The organism is Psychrobacter sp. FME13 (assembly GCF_014861395.1).
Classification (GTDB): Bacteria; Pseudomonadota; Gammaproteobacteria; order Pseudomonadales; family Moraxellaceae; genus Psychrobacter.
The window spans coordinates 14,667-34,060 of the sequence record NZ_RRYV01000024.1 but is presented as its reverse complement, the minus strand read 5'-3'; the positions used below and the strand labels follow the sequence as shown (position 1 = coordinate 34,060).

The 19,394-nt window shown below is 42.8% G+C and carries 16 protein-coding genes; 9 read left to right on the top strand and 7 right to left on the bottom strand.

The features are described 5' to 3' along the window. Window positions 1-280: 280 nt before the first annotated feature. Both EI164_RS05270 and EI164_RS05265 read right to left on the bottom strand, forming a co-directional pair. Complete coding sequence (locus EI164_RS05270; RefSeq protein WP_192518941.1) at window positions 281-733, bottom strand: hypothetical protein; 453 nt, start codon at window positions 731-733, stop codon at window positions 281-283. Between the two features lie 141 nt (window positions 734-874). Continuing rightward, a complete protein-coding gene (locus tag EI164_RS05265) occupies window positions 875-2,107 on the bottom strand; it encodes an RtcB family protein (protein ID WP_192518940.1) in 1,233 nt (410 codons plus the stop codon). Between the two features lie 254 nt (window positions 2,108-2,361). Between EI164_RS05265 and rtcR the strand changes: the two genes are divergently transcribed. Next, a complete protein-coding gene (gene rtcR, locus EI164_RS05260; protein ID WP_192518939.1) occupies window positions 2,362-4,044 on the top strand; it encodes an RNA repair transcriptional activator RtcR in 1,683 nt (560 codons plus the stop codon). Window positions 4,045-4,123: 79 nt separating this feature from the next. Beyond that, window positions 4,124-4,573 (top strand): lysozyme inhibitor LprI family protein, encoded by a 450-nt coding sequence (locus tag EI164_RS05255; RefSeq protein ID WP_192518938.1) that lies wholly within the window; start codon window positions 4,124-4,126, stop codon window positions 4,571-4,573. Window positions 4,574-4,853: 280 nt separating this feature from the next. Here the strand turns inward: EI164_RS05255 and EI164_RS05250 are convergent, their stop codons facing one another. Further along, the gene (locus tag EI164_RS05250; protein WP_192518937.1) at window positions 4,854-5,336 is read right to left on the bottom strand and encodes a hypothetical protein; all 483 of its coding nucleotides are present in this window, start codon (window positions 5,334-5,336) and stop codon (window positions 4,854-4,856) included. Then, window positions 5,326-6,258, bottom strand: coding sequence for a hypothetical protein (locus EI164_RS05245; protein ID WP_192518936.1), 933 nt, complete (start codon window positions 6,256-6,258; stop codon window positions 5,326-5,328). Before EI164_RS05245 ends, EI164_RS05250 begins: the two co-directional genes overlap by 11 nt. 190 nt (window positions 6,259-6,448) lie before the next feature. Between EI164_RS05245 and EI164_RS05240 the strand changes: the two genes are divergently transcribed. Continuing rightward, window positions 6,449-6,832 (top strand): hypothetical protein, encoded by a 384-nt coding sequence (locus EI164_RS05240; RefSeq protein WP_192518935.1) that lies wholly within the window; start codon window positions 6,449-6,451, stop codon window positions 6,830-6,832. Here EI164_RS05240 and EI164_RS05235 read toward each other — a convergent pair. Further along, a complete protein-coding gene (locus EI164_RS05235) occupies window positions 6,829-7,656 on the bottom strand; it encodes an IclR family transcriptional regulator (protein ID WP_192518934.1) in 828 nt (275 codons plus the stop codon). The genes EI164_RS05240 and EI164_RS05235 overlap by 4 nt on opposite strands. A gap of 177 nt (window positions 7,657-7,833) precedes the next feature. Here EI164_RS05235 and EI164_RS05230 point away from each other — a divergent pair, with 177 nt between their 5' ends. Together EI164_RS05230 and EI164_RS05225 are read left to right on the top strand one after the other, a co-directional pair. Further along, complete coding sequence (locus tag EI164_RS05230; RefSeq protein ID WP_192518933.1) at window positions 7,834-9,018, top strand: acyl-CoA dehydrogenase; 1,185 nt, start codon at window positions 7,834-7,836, stop codon at window positions 9,016-9,018. 417 nt (window positions 9,019-9,435) lie between these two features. Further along, a complete protein-coding gene (locus EI164_RS05225; RefSeq protein WP_225739122.1) occupies window positions 9,436-10,656 on the top strand; it encodes a CaiB/BaiF CoA transferase family protein in 1,221 nt (406 codons plus the stop codon). A gap of 40 nt (window positions 10,657-10,696) precedes the next feature. Here the strand turns inward: EI164_RS05225 and EI164_RS05220 are convergent, their stop codons facing one another. Continuing rightward, the gene (locus EI164_RS05220; RefSeq protein ID WP_225739124.1) at window positions 10,697-11,839 is read right to left on the bottom strand and encodes a WG repeat-containing protein; all 1,143 of its coding nucleotides are present in this window, start codon (window positions 11,837-11,839) and stop codon (window positions 10,697-10,699) included. Window positions 11,840-12,265: 426 nt separating this feature from the next. Between EI164_RS05220 and EI164_RS05215 the strand changes: the two genes are divergently transcribed. Continuing rightward, window positions 12,266-13,312, top strand: a complete 1,047-nt coding sequence (locus tag EI164_RS05215; RefSeq protein ID WP_192518931.1) for a histone deacetylase family protein — start codon at window positions 12,266-12,268, stop codon at window positions 13,310-13,312. A 144-nt stretch (window positions 13,313-13,456) separates the two neighbouring features. Here the strand turns inward: EI164_RS05215 and EI164_RS05210 are convergent, their stop codons facing one another. Beyond that, window positions 13,457-14,218: an IclR family transcriptional regulator gene (locus tag EI164_RS05210; protein ID WP_192518930.1), complete on the bottom strand. Its 762-nt coding sequence runs from the start codon at window positions 14,216-14,218 to the stop codon at window positions 13,457-13,459. 234 nt (window positions 14,219-14,452) lie between these two features. Here EI164_RS05210 and EI164_RS05205 point away from each other — a divergent pair, with 234 nt between their 5' ends. From EI164_RS05205 to EI164_RS05195, 3 genes are all read left to right on the top strand, one after another. Then, window positions 14,453-15,919, top strand: coding sequence for an NAD-dependent succinate-semialdehyde dehydrogenase (locus EI164_RS05205; protein WP_192518929.1), 1,467 nt, complete (start codon window positions 14,453-14,455; stop codon window positions 15,917-15,919). 261 nt (window positions 15,920-16,180) lie between these two features. Next, window positions 16,181-17,455, top strand: coding sequence for a 4-aminobutyrate--2-oxoglutarate transaminase (gene gabT, locus EI164_RS05200; protein WP_192518928.1), 1,275 nt, complete (start codon window positions 16,181-16,183; stop codon window positions 17,453-17,455). A gap of 344 nt (window positions 17,456-17,799) precedes the next feature. Then, window positions 17,800-19,242, top strand: coding sequence for an APC family permease (locus EI164_RS05195; protein WP_192518927.1), 1,443 nt, complete (start codon window positions 17,800-17,802; stop codon window positions 19,240-19,242). Window positions 19,243-19,394 lie beyond the last annotated feature (152 nt).

Here is a 19,394-nt window from a genome sequence, read left to right as displayed (position 1 = left end):
AGATTACAAGCCGCTTAATTTAGCTTGATGGTGACAACTACCTTGAAAAACTCCGAAATACCAAAGTACTATAGCTCTGATGAAAATTGGTACAAGCGTTTTGCCATGATTCATAACTTTGTCTATTATCATCTCGCTTAGCAAAAGTACTGCTAATCAAATGATGGAGCCTTTGAATTTTTGCTTCACTTTTTAAGATACTTTTATGAATAGAGGTTGGTTTTTTCATAGCTTTCCAAATAACTGATTTTATCTCTATGACTGTCTAATACTAATAACACTAGAGAACAATTCCTGTTTGTTCGCAATATTGTTTGATGGCTTCAAAATATTGAGATTTAGAGAATGTTAAGTTAATCGCTGGCTCAAACACAGTTTGATATTCAGTATATTCCCACGCAATAAGCTTCCACTCTACGGTTTGATCGCCAACGATTATTTCTGTAGAAAAAATTCCACAATGATCACAAGCACAATGACAGCTATAAAGAACTAACCGAGTTGACGCTAAGCCGTTTATAAATAACTTTTGACCTAATAGCTGCGATATATAATTGCGTTGTGAAAGATCACAGAAATCGAGGTCATTACTTATGTTTCCTAAATGGCGACAGTCTCCAAGCAGTTCTATTAATGGTTTGCCATCAATATAAAATTCAACGATTTTTATATCATCTAATTTAGAGTCATAGGGAAAGTCATAGTCCACTAAACTCATTTGAAAATGATTCATAATTTAGCCTGTAGCCTTTGGCTCTGCCCAAAAAATAATATTTGCTTCTTCTAAATAGTTTACATCTAGCCCACAGTATTTGACAGTAGTATCTAAATGCGGGAATTCAGCCTTGAGCTGGTAGACCCATAGCTTGGCTTCTCACCCTTTAACACAAACCACCTGACGCAGCGTATGTACCACTTCTACCAAATCACTTTGCGCTTGCATTACGTCTTCAATATTTTTATACGCCGCTGGAATCTCATCGATCACATCCGCATCCTTTCGGCATTCTACGCCCTCGGTCTGCGCCATTTGATCGGCGACCGTGAATACCTTTTTCGCCTCGGTACGTGACATGATACGACCTGCACCATGCGAGCAAGAGCAGAATGACTCTTCGTTTCCTTTACCGCGTACGATAAAGGATTTAGCACCCATTGACCCTGGAATGATACCGTATTCGCCAACGCGAGCACGTACTGCGCCTTTGCGAGTGACGAACACTTCCTCGCCGTAATGTTGCTCTTTTTCCACATAGTTATGATGACAGTTCACTGCTTTTACTGCCGCATCAAATGGTTTAGGTACGATTTGGCGTAGCGCTTTGATGGCTTTTTCCATCATGATTTCGCGGTTTTTAAAAGCAAAACGCTGCGCCCAACCAACTGCAAACCAGTAATCATCAAAGTGCTCTGTACCCTCGGCGAAGTAAGCCAAATCTTTATCAGGCAAGTTGATAAACCATTTGCGCATGTCCTCACGTGCCAGCTCAATAAAGTAGCGACCAATGGCATTACCCACACCGCGTGAGCCTGAGTGCAGCATGATCCAAACTTGGTTGGTCTCATCAAGGCACACCTCGACAAAATGGTTTCCCGTACCCAGCGTACCCAAATGATTAAGGTTATTGGTATTTTTTAGGCGAGGGTGCTTTTGGGTTATATAATTAAAGTCATCAACCAGCGTTCCCCAACCGTTCATTACGGTGTCATCAGGGTTGGCCCACGCGCCAACATCACGGCGTGACCCGCGACCACGCGTTTTACTACGACCATGTGGAATCGCTTTTTCCAGTTCGGTACGCAGACCGAGCAAGCTATCTGGCAAATCGTTCGCGGTTAGGGTGGTTTGCACTGCCATCATCCCGCAGCCGATATCGACGCCAACGGCAGCGGGAATAATCGCTTCTTTGGTGGGCAATACCGTACCGATAGTCGCGCCAATACCGACATGCACATCGGGCATCACCGCAAGCCATTTATATACAAACGGCATTTTTGATGCTTTGATCAATTGGTCGTGTGCTTTTGGATCGACGGGCACGCCCTTGGTCCAAAGTCTAATAGGCGTTCCACCATCTTGAATGATGTTATGAGTGGTTGGTTGCATGGCGTTTTCCTTAGCGTTGCAAAGTTCGTTTATTATGAAAGATGATTCTTACTTTATATAATGCTAAGGGCGTGCCAAGTTTTTAGGATAGTTTGAATTTATTTATAAGTGTTTGATAGTAAATGGTTTAATTATTACGTATTTTTCAAATAGATGAATTTACTTAACCATGGGCTAAAAATATATAGAAATAAAACTAACTAGATAGAAAATAATATACTATTTGCTAATGATAATCAGTGATAAGTAATATTATGAATAGTGATTCGAACAACAAAACTGCCGTCATCGGCTTCCTCGGCACTACTTTAGACAATGGCTTTAATGATAAGCGTTGGCAACGATGGCGCCCAACAGTCAGTCTAGGTTTGCATGACGAGCTACTGGTCGATGAGCTGCATATTTTATATAGCAAGCGCGATAAGCGACTGTTTAAAATTATTAAAGATGACATGGCGCAAGTCAGCCCGCAGACGCAGGTGATTGGTCATCATGTGACGTTGATTAGTCCATGGGATTTTGCCGACGTTTATGCTGAGCTGTATGACTTTGCTGCAAGGTTTGATTTTCAGGACAATACCGATTACTTGCTGCATCTGACCACGGGTACGCACGTGGCGCAGATTTGCTGGTTCTTGTTGGTAGAGGCGGGATTTATTCCCGCTGATTTGATTCAGACTTCTCCTTGCCCAAGACCTGACCAAGCTGATCCGCAAGGTCGCTATCAAGTGATTGACTTGGACGTCTCGCGCTATGATGGTTTACGTGAACGTTTTGAAGCAGAAAAAGCCCAACATTGGCAAACCTTGCAAGCCAATCTAGTCACCCAAAACGCCGCTTATCAAAAGCTCATCTCCGATATTGAAAAGGTCGCCACACGCTCAACCGCACCCATATTATTAATGGGCGCAACAGGAGCGGGCAAGTCGCAATTGGCAGGCCAAATCTACGCGCTTAAAAAAGCCAAAGCCAGTAGCACGCAAGGCAAAAACACGCTTGAAAAATTCGTCGAGGTCAACTGCGCGACGCTGCGTGGTGACACCGCCATGAGTGTGCTATTCGGGCATGTCAAAGGCGCATTTACGGGAGCTGCGACGAGTCGTGATGGACTGCTAAAATCAGCCGATAGTGGTTTGTTATTCTTAGATGAAATCGGAGAGTTGGGGCTTGATGAGCAAGCGATGCTATTGACCGCATTGGAGGAGCAGCGCTTTTATCCGCTTGGTAGTGATACACCGATTAGCGTGTCGTTTCAGCTAATGGCAGGCACCAATAAAGACTTGCGGCAAGCGGTCGCTGATGGCGAGTTTCGAGCGGATCTATTTGCGCGTCTCAATACATGGACGTTCTTTTTGCCATCGCTTAAAGACCGTCTAGAAGATTTACCTGCCAATATCGACTATGAGTTAGCGCGTTTGGGTAGCGAGCAGCAGCAGCACTATCGATTTACCCCAGAGGCGAGGCAGTTGTATGAAGCTTTTGCGATGAGTGCGGATGCGACATGGCAAGGGAACTTTCGTGATTTGACGGCCAGTATGATTCGCCTGACCACGCTGGCTGAGAGTAAAGTGATTCGCAATGATGACGTACAAGCGGAGATTGAGCGCTTAACGCATCTTTGGGAATTACCTGACAGTTTGAATGGTTCGAATAGTTTAAGTAAGAAAAGTGCTACTTTAGATAGCGAAACCATCGAGCAGGGTAGCCATAATATTTTAATAAAATATCTAGATGAGGAAACTCTTGCGACTATTGATCCGTTTGATGCGGTGCAATTGGCATATGTGATTGAGATTTGTATTAATCATAGAAACCAAGCGGCGGCTGGGCGCTATCTGTACGCCAACTCACGCGATAAGCTAAAAAGCCCGAATGATAGCGACAGATTGCGTAAATACCTGATGAAGTTTGGGCTTAGGTTTGATGAGCTGGGGTAGATTTTTCTGCTAACCAACAAACGCAAATTAGTAAAATAAAGTATACTATTTAGTACGATTAAAAAGATAAGGCAGTATCATGAAAACTAAATCAACTTATGCACCGTATGGTTTTATACTGGGCGCATTTACGCTAATAGCAATGGTATCTCCAGCATGGGCGAGTAATGGCGATACGGTTGATTGTGACAAGGCTTATTCGACCTATGCGATGGAATATTGTGCCGCGCAAGAGAGAGAAGATGCTACTAAAATTATGCGTCGATATCTGATTGCCAGTTATTCTCAATACAATGAAAATCCTGAGATTGTTGAAGCCATCAAAGCCTCTCAAAAAGCTTGGGAAAAATATGAATATAGTAATTGTGATGCGGTCTATACATCATGGACGACAGGGTCAATTCGTGGCTTAATGTCTATTAACTGTAGTACCCGAATCACCAAACAACGCACGCATGAGTTATGGCTGAATTACTTAACTTATATGGATAGTACACCGCCGGTTTTACCTGAGCCTTTATTAGATTAAATGAAACAGGTAGTAATTATTGTTAGATGTTTTGGCATTATATTTCTTATGATGGCTTAGAACATTTATTCTTTACAGTTGTAGCATTTTCTATGTAACTACACGTCGGACGATTCTAACAGTGAGATTTGACGATAAATGTCTGCTGTCCATTACTGTTGGGGAAGATATCGTCTAAATATTTAGCATGATATATCTCAATATCTTCATTACAGCCTGTTAGACATAAGCAGAAAATAAGAAGACTATAGAGAGATTTTGACATTGCAACTCTTAAGGATTATTGTTTTTTATGATAATAAAAAGGGTATAAACAAAAATATTTTCTTAATGGCGTAACGATAGTTTTGTTATTGGGATATACCTTTACTTTGAAGCTGCAATAAGCTGCTTGTCCTATATAAGCTGGCGTTTTCGTAAAAGTCACACCATCTAGATCGTATATATTTTCATCTGTAAGATAGTCCCCGAAATATGAATAATCTATGCCCAGATAAATATCTTTATCTATAAAGCGGTTTTTTACATGCAATGTCATATTCTTTGACTTCGATTTTTCAATCTTGTAGCTTAGTTTCCAATCATTTAGTTCTTCAACTGTCGGTTCTTCTCTTGTGTCTATATATTGCAAAGAGTTGAACCTTATTGGTGCGTCTGTATTATTAAAGATTTTAATCTGTGGACTTGTCACTAAGTCGAAAATTTTTAGCGAAATAAATATCAGAACCAAGGCAAAGAGAGTTCTTTTTAGCTTAAAAGTCATAACCTTTAACCACTGGCGTGTTTACCGAGAAGTCGATTTGGTAATTATGAGTGGCATCTTTTTCATCGATAAGCCCATTACCATCGCTATCAGAGCGCGTGATAAAGTAATAACGCGCAACTTGTGGCATCCACTTGGTCGATTGTACATACTCATTATCAGGATGCAGTTTGGTCAGTTGCTTACCCATATTGTCACTCATGTATAACGCTTGTTGACGCATGATATTTTTGCCTTCTTCGTCAGGCTGGTTGGGCGTCTCAGAGACATGGTAAATGAGATGGTTGAAAGGGGTATTGATAGTCACTTTTTCGGTACCTCTCAGGGCATCCTGCGCTGCCTCATAATTAGCGTCATAATCCATATCAGCCAACATTTCAGTGTCATATGCGAGTGCGTCTGCTTGTGAGATATCTTTAGCGGCAATGAGCTTGTATTGCGTGGTATATGGTAGAAATATCTGATCGATGATGAAGTTGTCATTGGGCATCAGTTTTTGCGTGTTGCCTGTCGCTATCTCTTCAAACACAAAGTTATTGGCATGCGTGTGATACCGATAAGTGCTTTGTTGCTCAAATATAGGATAGACCATTTCTCCTTTTCTAGACTTGATACTGCTCAAGCCTGTTTCTTGGTCTTCTATATCAATCGGGGTAATAGGGTGCAGTAGTGCGGGCGTACCATGAATATATTGAGGGAACTGTATGCTAGTAGAATCCTGCATAGCTGTGTTTGTTGCATCCCCTGTTTGGCTGGCATTGTCGGCTTGATTATTAGTAGTGTCCTGAGTATCTGCCTGCTGGCAAGCGCTAAGCATCAGGGCACACAGTAAGCCACTGCCTAGATTCAGCCCCAGTTTTGAACGCAAACCAATACTGAAATTAGATGTCTGTTCACGCTTACTTTCGTGTCGGTAGTCCATGACCTGTCCCCATTCATTTTTATGATGTCATAAGTTTTTATGATATACAGATATATCGAACTTTCAATCAAGTTAGATGGAAAGTATGTGGAACAGGTTAATGCGGGTTATCTATTATGATACTTTTAAAGGTAATCTCATTACTGAATGATTTTCTCTGGAACTATATGGTTTTTTATGGAACGATGATATGCACTTGCTTACGTCAACGATTTGTATTTCTCTAGCTGTCTTATTAACTGCTTGTAACCCATTAGATCGAGGGAGTGGATCGGTCGTAGATAGTTCGACTGCTACTGCCACGATAGGCATCACTGAAAAGGCGGCATTTGAGTCATTATTAGTGACTTTAGAACAGCGTCCGAACGCAGATCTGGATTGTTTGCAGTTTCTCTTTGAGAGCAACAATGACAATGCTATAGCGACAAGTTGGGAGTTTGCCGCTTTTGAAGTTCATGATGATATTTGCGGTGGCGATTCTTATGTGGGTCATGTCCGTGATCGCTATAAGGTTAGTGCAGACGGTTCAGTGATGATCTATGATTCTACAGACGGAGAGTACAAACCGTTTTAATTCCCACCACCAATCCGCTCCGCCAATACCTGTAACTTTGGCACTATCATCGCGGCATAGCCATCCGCTTCCCAGTTGGCACTTGGCACACTGGCATTGAGCGAATAAGCGTATTGCCCAGTTGCGACATCAAATACGCCAATGGCGACCGCCAATATGTCAGTAGAAAACTCTCCATCAGACACGGTATAGCCATATTTCTCATAATGCTCTGCCGCGCTGGCTAGGGCAGTTTGTGCATGGTTATAATCCTCGATAGACAACTGTTCTTGTAAATTGCTACGAATCACAGCCTGTCTTGCTTGTGAGCTTACCGCATAAAAAGCCCGTCCAATGGCAGTGCGTGCAACGGGCACCGCTGAGCCAACCTGTAAGTTGACCGATAGGCGAGCAGGACTACGACAGCAGGCGTGATAGCGCATTTCTCCTTCGACTTCGGTCGCTAGATTCACTGATACCTCATTCTCACTAGCAAACTGTCGCAGTAAAGGCTCAGCCGCTGCAACCATATCGTGGCGACTCCACGCGGTAGCACTGAGACGTACAGCACTACTACCCAATTGATACTGTCCGTGCTCAGTGACACGTAAAAACCCAAGCGTGGTCAAGGTATGGATCAGGCGAGTGATGGTCGCTTTTGGTAGTGCTGTCATCTGACATAGCTGCTGATGGGTGTGCTGCTGATCATGCTCAAACGCTGCAAGTATCGCCAGTCCACGACCTAGAGCCATAACGAATTGTCGATCGTTCTCTTCCTTGCTTTGCTCAAGTGTAGTCGTCAAGCGATTCAACAGTGGTATGGCTGCTGATAAATTTTTTGTCATTTTATACTCATCTTTTTTTGATAAAGGTTTACAGCGCGGCGAAAGTTTGCTTAAATGGTTTTAAATTATGAAACTAAGTTTCGCATAGCGGAATTATGAAGTCAATAGTCTATTTATTTAACCCCATTTATCAATCACTATTCGTCGGTCAGGATGACTGATATCAAGGAGAACCACATGGCAACATCTACGCGCCCAAGTTTTGATTGGGAAGATCCTTTCTTATTACGTGACCAGCTTACTGACGAAGAACGTATGGTGACGGACAGCGCCCGTCAGTTTTTTCAAAATGAGCTGATGCCTGGAATTCTAGAGGCCAATCGTAACGAAAGCTTTGACCGTAATATTATGCGTCAAATGGGTGAGATGGGTCTGCTGGGTGTCACGATTGAAGGCTATGGCTGTGCTGGTTTATCGAGTGTTGCCTATGGTCTGATTGCTAAGGAAGTAGAAGCCGTTGATTCGGGCTACCGCTCAGCGATGAGTGTGCAGTCAAGCCTAGTGATGCATCCTATTTGGGCGTATGGCACAGAAGAGCAAAGAGAGCGTTATTTACCAAAGCTTGCGACAGGTGAGTATGTCGGCTGTTTTGGTTTGACTGAGCCAGATTCAGGTTCTGATCCCTCGTCGATGTCGACACGCGCGCGCGCAGTGGATGGCGGTTATGAGCTGACGGGTAATAAAATGTGGATTACCAACAGCCCTATCGCTGATGTGTTTGTGGTCTGGGCAAAAGATGATGCGGGCGAGATTCGTGGTTTTATTTTAGACAAAGGCATGAAAGGGTTATCTGCACCAAAAATCGAAGGTAAGTTTTCATTACGTGCATCAATCACCGGTGAGATCGTCATGGATAAGGTGTTCGTCCCTGAAGCCAATGCGTTCCCAGATATCCGTGGTCTAAAAGGCCCATTTGGCTGCTTAAATAAAGCCCGTTATGGTATCGCATGGGGCAGTATGGGTGCGGCTGAGTTCTGCTGGAAAGCAGCACGCCAGTATACGCTCGATCGTAAGCAATTTGGTCGTCCGCTCGCCGCAACGCAGCTTGTGCAGTTGAAGCTGGCCAATATGCAAACAGAAATCAGCTTAGGTCTACAAGCAGCACTACGTGTGGGTCGTCTGATGGATGAAGATAACGCTGCGCCTGAGATGATTTCACTTATTAAGCGTAATAACTGCGGTAAAGCACTTGATATCGCTCGTATCGCTCGTGATATGCATGGCGGTAATGGTATCTCTGATGAGTTCCATGTCATTCGTCATGTCATGAACTTAGAAGCGGTCAACACTTATGAAGGCACACATGATATCCATGCGCTGATTCTTGGTCGTGCACAGACGGGCATTCAAGCATTCTTTTAAGCGTTTTATAGTCAAGTCTATATAAATCCGCTACATCGTCATCCTCGCTAAGCATACTAATGTATAACTTGCACTCGGTTTCCTTGTATCGAAATTATATTGAACTGACTATAGCTAAAAATGTTTGGTACAACTGTATTCTGTGACGTACGTGGCTGCTTGGCTTTTATTAAAAGAGCATGAACAGTAGCGTACGTTTTTCAGTTGCTCTTCATCATTTAATGATTAGATGGCTGCATGATGAAGAACAATTTTATGATTACAAATCAAAGAATAGGCGATAGTCGATTCAATATAACGTGGATACCAGAACGCTGCGTGAAAGTATTACAAGTAGTAGGTTAATAGTAGGCGCTAAGCGAGACTGATACCGTACCTAACTTATAAAGGATTGACCATACAAAATGAGGGATGACTATGACCATCAATAGCAATGCCAATAATGACATGCCAAAGGGCGCGTTGCATGGTATTAAGGTGCTTGATTTGTCGAGAGTGCTGGCAGGGCCTTCTTGTACGCAAGTATTGGCCGATCTTGGTGCCGAAGTCATCAAAGTTGAGCGTCCACATATCGGCGATGAAACGCGGCATTGGGCGCCGCCAAAGTTTAGCGACGACACATCCGCCTATTACGCGACCATTAACCGTAATAAAAAATCACTGACGGTAGATATCACGACCGATGCAGGACAAGATATCATCAAAAAACTGGCCGCTGATAGTGATCTCTTGGTAGAGAATTTTAAAGTGGGCGGTCTCAAAAAATACGGTCTAGATTACGACAGTCTAAAACAAGACAATCCGCGGCTGATTTATGCGTCATTGACAGGGTTTGGTCAAACAGGGCCAGATGCTGCGCGCCCTGGTTATGACTATATTATTCAAGGGTTGTCAGGGCTGATGAGCATCACAGGTCCAAGCGATGGCGAACCACATAAAGTTGGCGTGGCCGTGGTCGATTTATTTGCAGGGTTGCAGCTGACGATTGGTATTCAAGCAGCTTTGATTGCTCGTGAGACTACGGGACTAGGGCAACAGGTGGATGTTGCACTTTTAGATAGTGCGCTTGCCATGCTAGCTAACGTTGGTATGAACCATTTAGCTTCAGGTAAAGTACCACCAAGGCTAGGCAATCAGCATCCTAATATCGTGCCTTATCAAGTATTCGCAGGTCAGGGTGAGCAGCACTTTATCTTAGCCTGTGGTAATGACAGTCAGTTTGCCAAATTGTGTGACGTGCTCGCAGTCGATTGGCATACCGATGATCGCTTTACGACCAATCCTAACCGTGTTGCCAATCGTATGCTGTTGTGTGATGAGCTGAGCAAGAAGTTTGCCGAGCAACCACGTACTTATTGGTTGGAGGTTTTAGATCAAGCAGGTATCCCGTGCGGAGCGATTCATAATGTCGCTGAAGCATTGGCCATGCCGCAAGCACTGGCACGCGAGATGGTCGTTAATTTCACTGAGCAAGGCAGTCCAGTAAGCGCACTTGGGAGCCCAATTAAACTATCTGCATCACCAGTTACTTATCGTACGCCGCCACCGAAGTTGAGCGAGCATACTGATAGCACGCTTGCTGATTTGGGCTATGACAGTGAGATGATCGCCAAGCTCAAAGCTGATGGGATTGTTTGATGCTTTTAGAGTAATCAATAAAATTTTTGATAATAAAGCTTTAACTATCTAATAATGGTGAGTCTATTACCTGACCTTGCTTATCGATATAAACCCATTCTCCTTCATACTGAACAAAGGCTAGATCGCCATAAAAATAGGTAGCATCATCGTATTTAAATTCAAGAGCTATCTTACCCATTTTATCGACAAACCCCCATTTGTTATTTAGTTTAATAGCAGCAAAATCTTCGGAAAAACTTCGCACCTCATCATAGTCTAAAGGAATGACTGTTTTGCCAACTTTATCGATAAATCCCCATTTACCGTTTTGTTTAACGGCGGCTAAGCCTTCTGAAAAATTGTTTGCTTCATCATATATAAGCGGAACTACAATAGTGCCAACTTTATCAAGAAACCCTTGTTTATTGTTCTTGGTAACCATTAATAATCCTTCTGAAAACTCACGGAGGTAATCATATTCTATCGGAATGATGGCATTGTCATTATGGTCAATATAGCCCCATAGCCATTGCTCCATGACATGTGCCATACCATTTTTAAATGATGCTGCTATATCATATTGAGGCGGTATGACCATGTTGCCTGTATGATCAATAAAGCCAACTTTATTATTTTGCTTGACAGCGGCTAAGCCTTCAGAAAAACTCCAAGCATCCTCATACTGCGGTTCAATAACTGCTTTGCCACTTCGATCAATATAGCCGTACTTATCATCTTGCTTCATCCAAGCAAGTCCTTCTGAAAAATCACCAGCATTGTCATATTGAAGAGATATGACGACATCTCCTGACCTACTAATAAATCCTGTTTTATCATTGACTTTAACCACTGCCAATCCTTCTGAAAAGTCACCTGCTTGGTCAAATATTAAGGGTATGACTAACTTGCCCATTTTATTAATAAATCCATACTTATAGTCTGATGAAGAAACCCAAGCATTGCCCTCCGAGAAGTAACCGATTGAGCTATATGTTGGAGCGACCACTATCTCTTTATTAGCGTTAATGAATCCATATTTATCATTACGAAGCACTTTTGCTAGGCCATCTTTTAAGCAAGAAATATCATGATAGCCAGCCACATGAGGCCTGACACAAGCTGATATTGACTGAGCAAACAAAGTACAGCTCACTAGTGTCGAAACTAAAAGTAATTTATATAGATTAATGCGAAGTTTCATCAATAACACCTACAAATTTTAGTGTATAAAGAAATTAATACTAACGCATTATTTATAGTTTTTATTGCATGTTAATAAAATTTTGTCTACTGTAATCAAAATTATTTGCTAAAGTTCTAACCATGCCTTCAATATCTGCTGCTAATAAGCTGATTGCTGTTCTATCTTCGACCAAATTGCTTTCAACAATTTTTATCAGGTTTAGCTGTTTGAGCCTGGTGTTGCTGTCAATAAGCTTGGTCGCCTATGCCGAAACACAAGAATGCTATAGCACTGAATTTGGGCTAAATTATGCCTCTGATATCAGTCAATATATCAATGTATCAGACACGCCCTAGATAACTTTAATAATATTTGGTAGTGTGTCAAAAAGGATGCTGACTAAAATTAAAGATAGAATTTATTGAAAGCAATGGAGTGTTAAGTATGAAAATATATAGTCATGAAAACCTAAGTCTGCACAGACCGCTACCTTATTTTTCTTACGGAAAGATGCATGATCCGTTAGAAATACCAGAGCGTATGGTTGAGTTTTTAAAAGCACCAGCAGCGTTAGATTTAGAGGTGACAACCGCTACTGACATCGGAATTGGGCCAGTACTGGCTGTTCATGATTTTGGTTATGTTGAGTTTCTCAAAAATGGTTATGATGAATGGATGGCAGTTGAGGAAGACTTGGGCGCGCAGGTGCAAACAGGTATTTTTGTACCCTATGACAACCCTGGTATCGGCATCATGGCAAAAGCGTCAAAGTATCAGGCAGACGACTGCGCACCCATCAGTGAGCACTCTTGGACATCTATTTATTGGTCGGCACAGACTGCACTCAATGCGGCTGAAGCACTTTTAAATGATGAGGCGTCAGACATCGAGCGTGCCAAAAGCCATATACAGCTTTGCTTTTCACGGCCACCTGGTCATCATGCGCGCAAAAGTGCAGCGGGTGGGTTTTGCTATCTAAATAATGCCGCTATCATCGCTGAACATCTACGCCAGAAATATGCAAAAATCGCCATTATCGATACGGATATGCACCACGGACAGGGTATCCAAGAGATATTTTATGACCGTAAAGATGTGCTATATACCTCGGTACACGCTGATCCTGTTAACTTCTATCCAGCAGTGACAGGACATACGTTTGAAAAAGGTGCAGGCGTAGGCGAGGGTTACAATATCAATTTTCCGATGCCACATGGCACCGACGAAGTTGGTTTTTTTGGGTATGTTGATAAGTCTATCGAGGCGATGACGCTGTTTGACCCTGATGTTATTATTCACGTATTGGGCTTTGATGTTTATGAAAACGATCCAGAGGCGAGGTGCGCTGTCAGTACGGAAGGCTTTAAGGTATTGGCACAAAAGATGAAAGCGCTAAATAAACCATTGATTGTCTTAGTCGAGGGCGGTTATTACATTCAAAAACTCAATGATAATCTGCAAGCGTTTTTATCGGGGCTTATTGCAGAGTAGTGTTAACATAGCTAAAAACTCAGTAGGTTTAGAATACAAGAGGGTTGGTTGCAGGCGCTTTCTCACCCAACCCTAAATATTTCAAATATGGCTGGGCAGGTTATCGGTTTAACGCTTTCTGATGCGCTAGCGTATGTAATATCATTAGGTCGCTACAAACCCCAAACGTTGCTCAATTTGCTCAGCCAATTCGATCAAAACGGCACTCACTTCCACGCGCTTGCTTTCATACTCTCCTTGCAAAAAACTCACCGCCATACCAGCGATGGCAATCCCCGATGCATTACGAATATAAGTTCCTAAGCAATACATCCCATCACGCAATTGTCCATCATCCAATGAGACGCGACTACGATGAATCTTGCTCATTTCAGTGGCCAATGACTCAAAATCAGACACACAGTTTTGGTTCAATGGCTCAGGGAATGTGTCTTCATATAACGATTTTATGGCACTCATCGACATGGTCGATAGCATGGCTTTGCCTGTGGCTGAAAAAACGGCTGGCACGCGCACACCTGCACGAAAAGTAAAGCCAAGTGGAGCAGGGGACTCATGACAGGCCAAAAACACCACTTCGCCCAAGTCCAGCTTTGACAAGGTCACCGTATGCTGGAGCAGTACAGGGTATTGTACGATAAGGTCTTTGAATAACTGTATGACCCCTTGCTGTTGTTCGTACTTGCCGGCCCAATACATGAGATACGAGCCTAAATGAAAGCGGCTATCAACGTCTTTATAAATGATATGTTTGGTCAATAGGCTTTGTAAAATATTGTGGGTTGAGCTACGAGGCAGTTTAAGTTGCTTGGCAATATGAGCCGCTGTCAATGGCTGAGGGCTATCTGTAATTAAATCTAAAATTTGAAACGTTTTGTCCAACGCTGGAACGGCAGTTGTGCTCATAGTGCGCCTATAAAAGTTAAGTAAAATAAAGAGATATCAGCAAATGATTAAAATATTATTATTAAGGGTTGCAAAATATATTATATCGTTCTTATAATGATGTCTCATATATAGAATTGTTGTTCAGTATATTGAACATAGCGTTATTTATCAACTATTATTCGTAAGCATAAGAATCATGGCTATGTTTATCATAATAAATAAGCATGACTCTTACGAACAAGGAGTGTTACCGTGCCAAAAAACATACTAAATCTATCTAATCCAAGTTTGCTCAAACAACAGTGCTTAATTAAAGACGGTTGGTATGCCGCTAATGACAAAGCGACACTTGATGTAAACAATCCTTTTAATGATGAGCTCGTTGGTACAGTGCCAAGCCTTACTACTGAGGATGTAAATGAGGCTGTCGCTTACTCTCATGACGCGCAAATTGCTTGGGCGGCCAAGACTGCCAAAGAGCGTGCAGAGCTGCTACAAAAATGGGCAGACCTCATTGATGCCAACAAAGAAGACCTCGCTATCATCATGACGGCTGAGCAAGGTAAACCTTTAACTGAGTCACGCGGCGAAATTGGTTATGCCAACAGTTTTATTCGCTGGTTTGCAGAAGAAGGCAAGCGTGTCTATGGTGACGTCATTCCGGCTAACCAAACACAACTGCGCCATGTCATTCTCAAGCAACCAGTTGGTGTGTGTGCTGCGATTACGCCTTGGAATTTTCCATCAGCGATGATTACTCGTAAAGCCGCTCCTGCATTGGCAGCAGGCTGTACGATCATTATCAAGCCTGCCACTGAAACGCCATTTTCTGCATTGGCACTAGGTGTATTAGCAGAAGAGGCAGGTATTCCAGCGGGTGTTATCCAAGTAGTGACTGGAAAATCTTCAGTAATTGGTGAAATCTTAACGGGTGACGCTCGTATTCATAAACTGTCGTTTACTGGCTCTACAGAAGTGGGTCGTACGTTGATGGCTCAGTGTGCACCGACTATTAAGAAGCTGTCGTTAGAGCTAGGTGGTAATGCGCCATTTATCGTTTTTGATGATGCCGATCTCGAAAAAGCAGCGACAGGTCTTATTGCTTCTAAATACCGCAATGCTGGTCAGACTTGTGTTTGTGCCAACCGTGTCTATGTACAGGAAAGTATTAAAGATAAATTCTTAGACGTATTCGTCAAAAAAGTCGCGGCGCTAAACGTCGGTAACGGTTTAGAAGAAGGCGTCGATATTGGACCTCTTATCAATAAAAAAGCGTTAGATAAAGTGCAAGCGCTACTCAAAGATGCGTTAGATAAAGGGGCAACGCTTATCGCTGGTGGTAGCACGAATGGTGCTTCAGAGCTGGCATATAACCCGACCGTTATTGCCGATATCAGTAATGATATGGATATTGCTTCTGAGGAAATTTTTGGCCCTATCGCCACCATTTTTACCTTTAAAGATGAGGCAGAAGTCATTCGTAAAGCCAATGACACCATCTATGGCTTAGCGGCTTATTTCTACAGTAGTGATTATGCTCGCTCATGGCGTGTAACCGAGGGCTTGGAGTATGGCATCATCGGCCATAACACGGGTCTGATATCTACAGAAGTAGCACCGTTTGGTGGTGTGAAGCAATCGGGCTTCGGTCGCGAAGGCTCAAAATACGGCATAGAAGATTATGTAGTAACCAAGTATTGGTGTTCTGACGTTAGCTAATGTAGCTATTTTACTATAGTCATTCCACCATAATAGTCACTCCATCATAAAAGTATTACAGCGTCTCGTTTGAAGTATTGGATATACATTGACACTTGGTTGTCTTGTACTACTTTTTAAATGGAATCGACTATATAGCGATAGCTAAAATACAATACCCGTTTTAATAGTAGCCATTGTGATGGTGCTAGTACCGATTGCAATGATATTGATAGTAATGAATTTCATACAACCAACACCACATGAAAAAAGGACATTCTGATGACCACGAACACTCAAACCACGAACGAAGCATTACTTGCCCGCCGCAAAGCCGTCCTGCCGACTGGCCTTGGCATCGCGTTTCCTATCTTTGCAGAAAAAGCAAAAAACTCAGAGGTTTGGGACGTTGAAGGCAATCGTTATATTGATTTTATCGGTGGTATCTCGGTACTAAATACTGGTCATAGCCATCCAAAAATCACTCAACGTGTGCATGAGCAAGTTGACAAATTCACCCACACTGCTGCACAAATTGTTAGCTATGAAAGCTACGTCGACCTTGCAGAAAAGCTATGTGAAAAAGCACCTATTAGCGGTCCAACCAAAGCATTGTTTTTGACCACTGGTGCTGAAGCGGTCGAGAACACGATCAAAATCGCTCGTGCCAAAACGGGTCGTCCTGGTGTGATTTCTTTTGTTGGTGGCTGGCACGGTCGCACGCTCATGTGCATGAGCTTGACAGGTAAAGTATTACCGTACAAAAAGAACTTTGGTCCAATGCCTGGTCCAGTATTCCACGCATTGTTCCCTGCCGAAGAGTTGAACATCACGGAAGCACAAGCGCTACATAGCATCGACATGATTTTTCAGGCTGATATTGACCCAAGTGAAGTAGCAGCGATTATTGTTGAGCCAATACAGGGTGAGGGTGGTTTCCATCAAGTCACGCCATCATTTGCCAAAGCATTACGTGAGATTTGTGATGAGCACGGTATTGTATTGATTTTTGATGAAGTCCAATGTGGTTTTGCCAGAACGGGTACTTTGTTTGCAGGTGAGCAGTTAGGTGTTGAGCCAGACTTAATGACCACGGCTAAGAGCTTGGCTGGCGGTTACCCTGTATCAGCAGTTATTGGCCGTGCCGATATTATGGATGCACCGCAAGTAGGTGGTTTGGGTGGTACGTACTCTGGTAGCCCGATTGCGTTGGCGGCAGCATTGGCTGTGATAGAAGTTATCGAAGAAGAGAACTTGCTTGAGCGTAGTATTGTGATTGGCGATACCATTGCTAAATTTTTAAAAGGCTTAAATCTAAGCAGCATTGGTAATGTTCGTTATAAAGGTGCCATGCTAGCATTTGATTTGGTTGATAGTGAAGGCAAGCCAGATGCTGCTGCTACTGCCAATCTTAAACAAAAAGCTTTTGAGCAAGGTCTCTTGCTGGCGTCTTGTGGTATGTATGGCAATGCTATCCGTGTGATGGTGCCATTGACAGTTGAAGATGAAGTGCTACAAGAAGGCCTTGATATCATTGGCGGCATATTAACTGCTTAATTTGGGCAGGAATGTCTTAATAAAGGTATTGATTTAAAAGCAATGGCAAGGCTGCCCTTAGAGTATCCACTCTGAGTTCTTAATTAATAACAGCGCCTTGCACGACAAGACGCTGTTATTTTTTTGCTTATCGTTTTTTATCTACTATTTTCATGGTTATCTATATCCTTCTTAAGGAGTAATGCTAACACAGCAATTCTATAAAGTGATTTAACCCCATTTTTAGGTTTGTCCTATGGGTGGGTAAGTACGGAAAACTAGGACAACGAGCAATGCTCGAACACACTAAAGCCAGATTAGTCTTAAATGATGAATCTGGGTGACACATAGAGAAGGAATAGGTTATGTCTGGACTAAAAAAATCGTTGGGAATGTTTGATATCATTGCCTTAGCATTTGGCGCCATGGTCGGTTGGGGCTGGGTTGTATTGGCAGGTGGCTGGATTTTATCAGCTGGGACATGGGGGGCAATGTTAGCGTTTTTACTAGGCGGTTTGGCAGTGATACTGATTGGTATTACTTATGCTGAACTGGCTTCATCAATGCCTATCACTGGTGGTGAGCATACGTATACTCATCGTGCACTGGGTATTACGGTTTCTTTTATTTGCTCATGGAGTATTTTATTCGGCTATTTCTCAGTCGTGGCATTCGAGGCAGTGGCTTTACCAACGGTGGTAGAGTACTTTATTCCCAATTATAATCAGGGGTATCTCTGGACGATTGCAGGTTGGGATGTTTATGCCACTTGGGTCGGTGTCGGAATGCTCGGCTCAATTATTGTGACTTGGCTTAATGTCCGTGGTATGGAAGTGAGTGCATGGTTCCAAAAAACAGCAGTTTTAGGGATTTTGTTTGTTGGCATATTACTATTCATTGGCGCGGCATTATATAACCCTGCGACAGCGACTGTAGTACAAGCTCCAGCGTTTATCGGTGGTGCTGCGGGTGTGATGGCCGTTATCGTTATGGTACCTTTTATGTTTGTCGGTTTTGATGTGATTCCACAAGCCGCTGAAGAGATTGATTTAACACGTCCTAATATTGGCAAGTTTTTGATTGTTTCAATTACCATTGCTGTGCTTTGGTATATCGCAGTCGCGTGGAGTGTTGGAACCACATTGCCACTGATACAAGCAGAGAGCTCTACCTTGTCAACTGCTGATGCAATGACCAATGCGTGGCATGGTAAGTGGGCTGGTATTCTTTTAGTTATTGGCGGTGTCTTGGGTATTTTGTCAAGCTGGAATGCGTTCTTGATTGGTGGTAGTCGTCTAATATTTGCTATGTCAAAAGCACATATGCTGCCTGCGTTCTTGGGTAAATTACATCCTAAATACAATACGCCTGTTAATGCGATTTTATTGATTGGTGGTTTGGCCACACTGGCGCCATTATTTGGTCGCAAAATGTTGGTTTGGATTGTTGATGCAGGTGGTTTTGGTATCGTCATTGCTTATACGTGTGTCGCTATCTCATTCCTAGTACTACGCTACCGTGAGCCTAACATGGTACGTCCGTTCAAAATACCTGCCGGTAAATTAGTGGGTATGGTTACGATTGCACTCAGTTTTGGTCTTTTGGTGCTATACATGCCAGGTATGCCATCTGCACTAACGCCTATTGAATGGTGGATTTTCTTAGGTTGGACGGTATTAGGTGTGGCGCTATATGGCTATGCAACTGTTAAATACCCCGGAAAAAGTGAGGCTATCATGGCAGAAGAATTGCGCGAATTAAAAATCGTGAATCAGCTATGGTTAAAAGACAACCCACCAAAAAACTAAGCTTATACCATTCACAAGAATAGGATTCGCTGTGTCAAAATCGCTTAGCCTACAATGTGTAGTACTTGCACTCTTTTTCCTTGCTACTCTAATTTTTGTGAATGGTATTATTTAACTATTCCACTGATCATAAAAAAGCCTAACATTAAGCG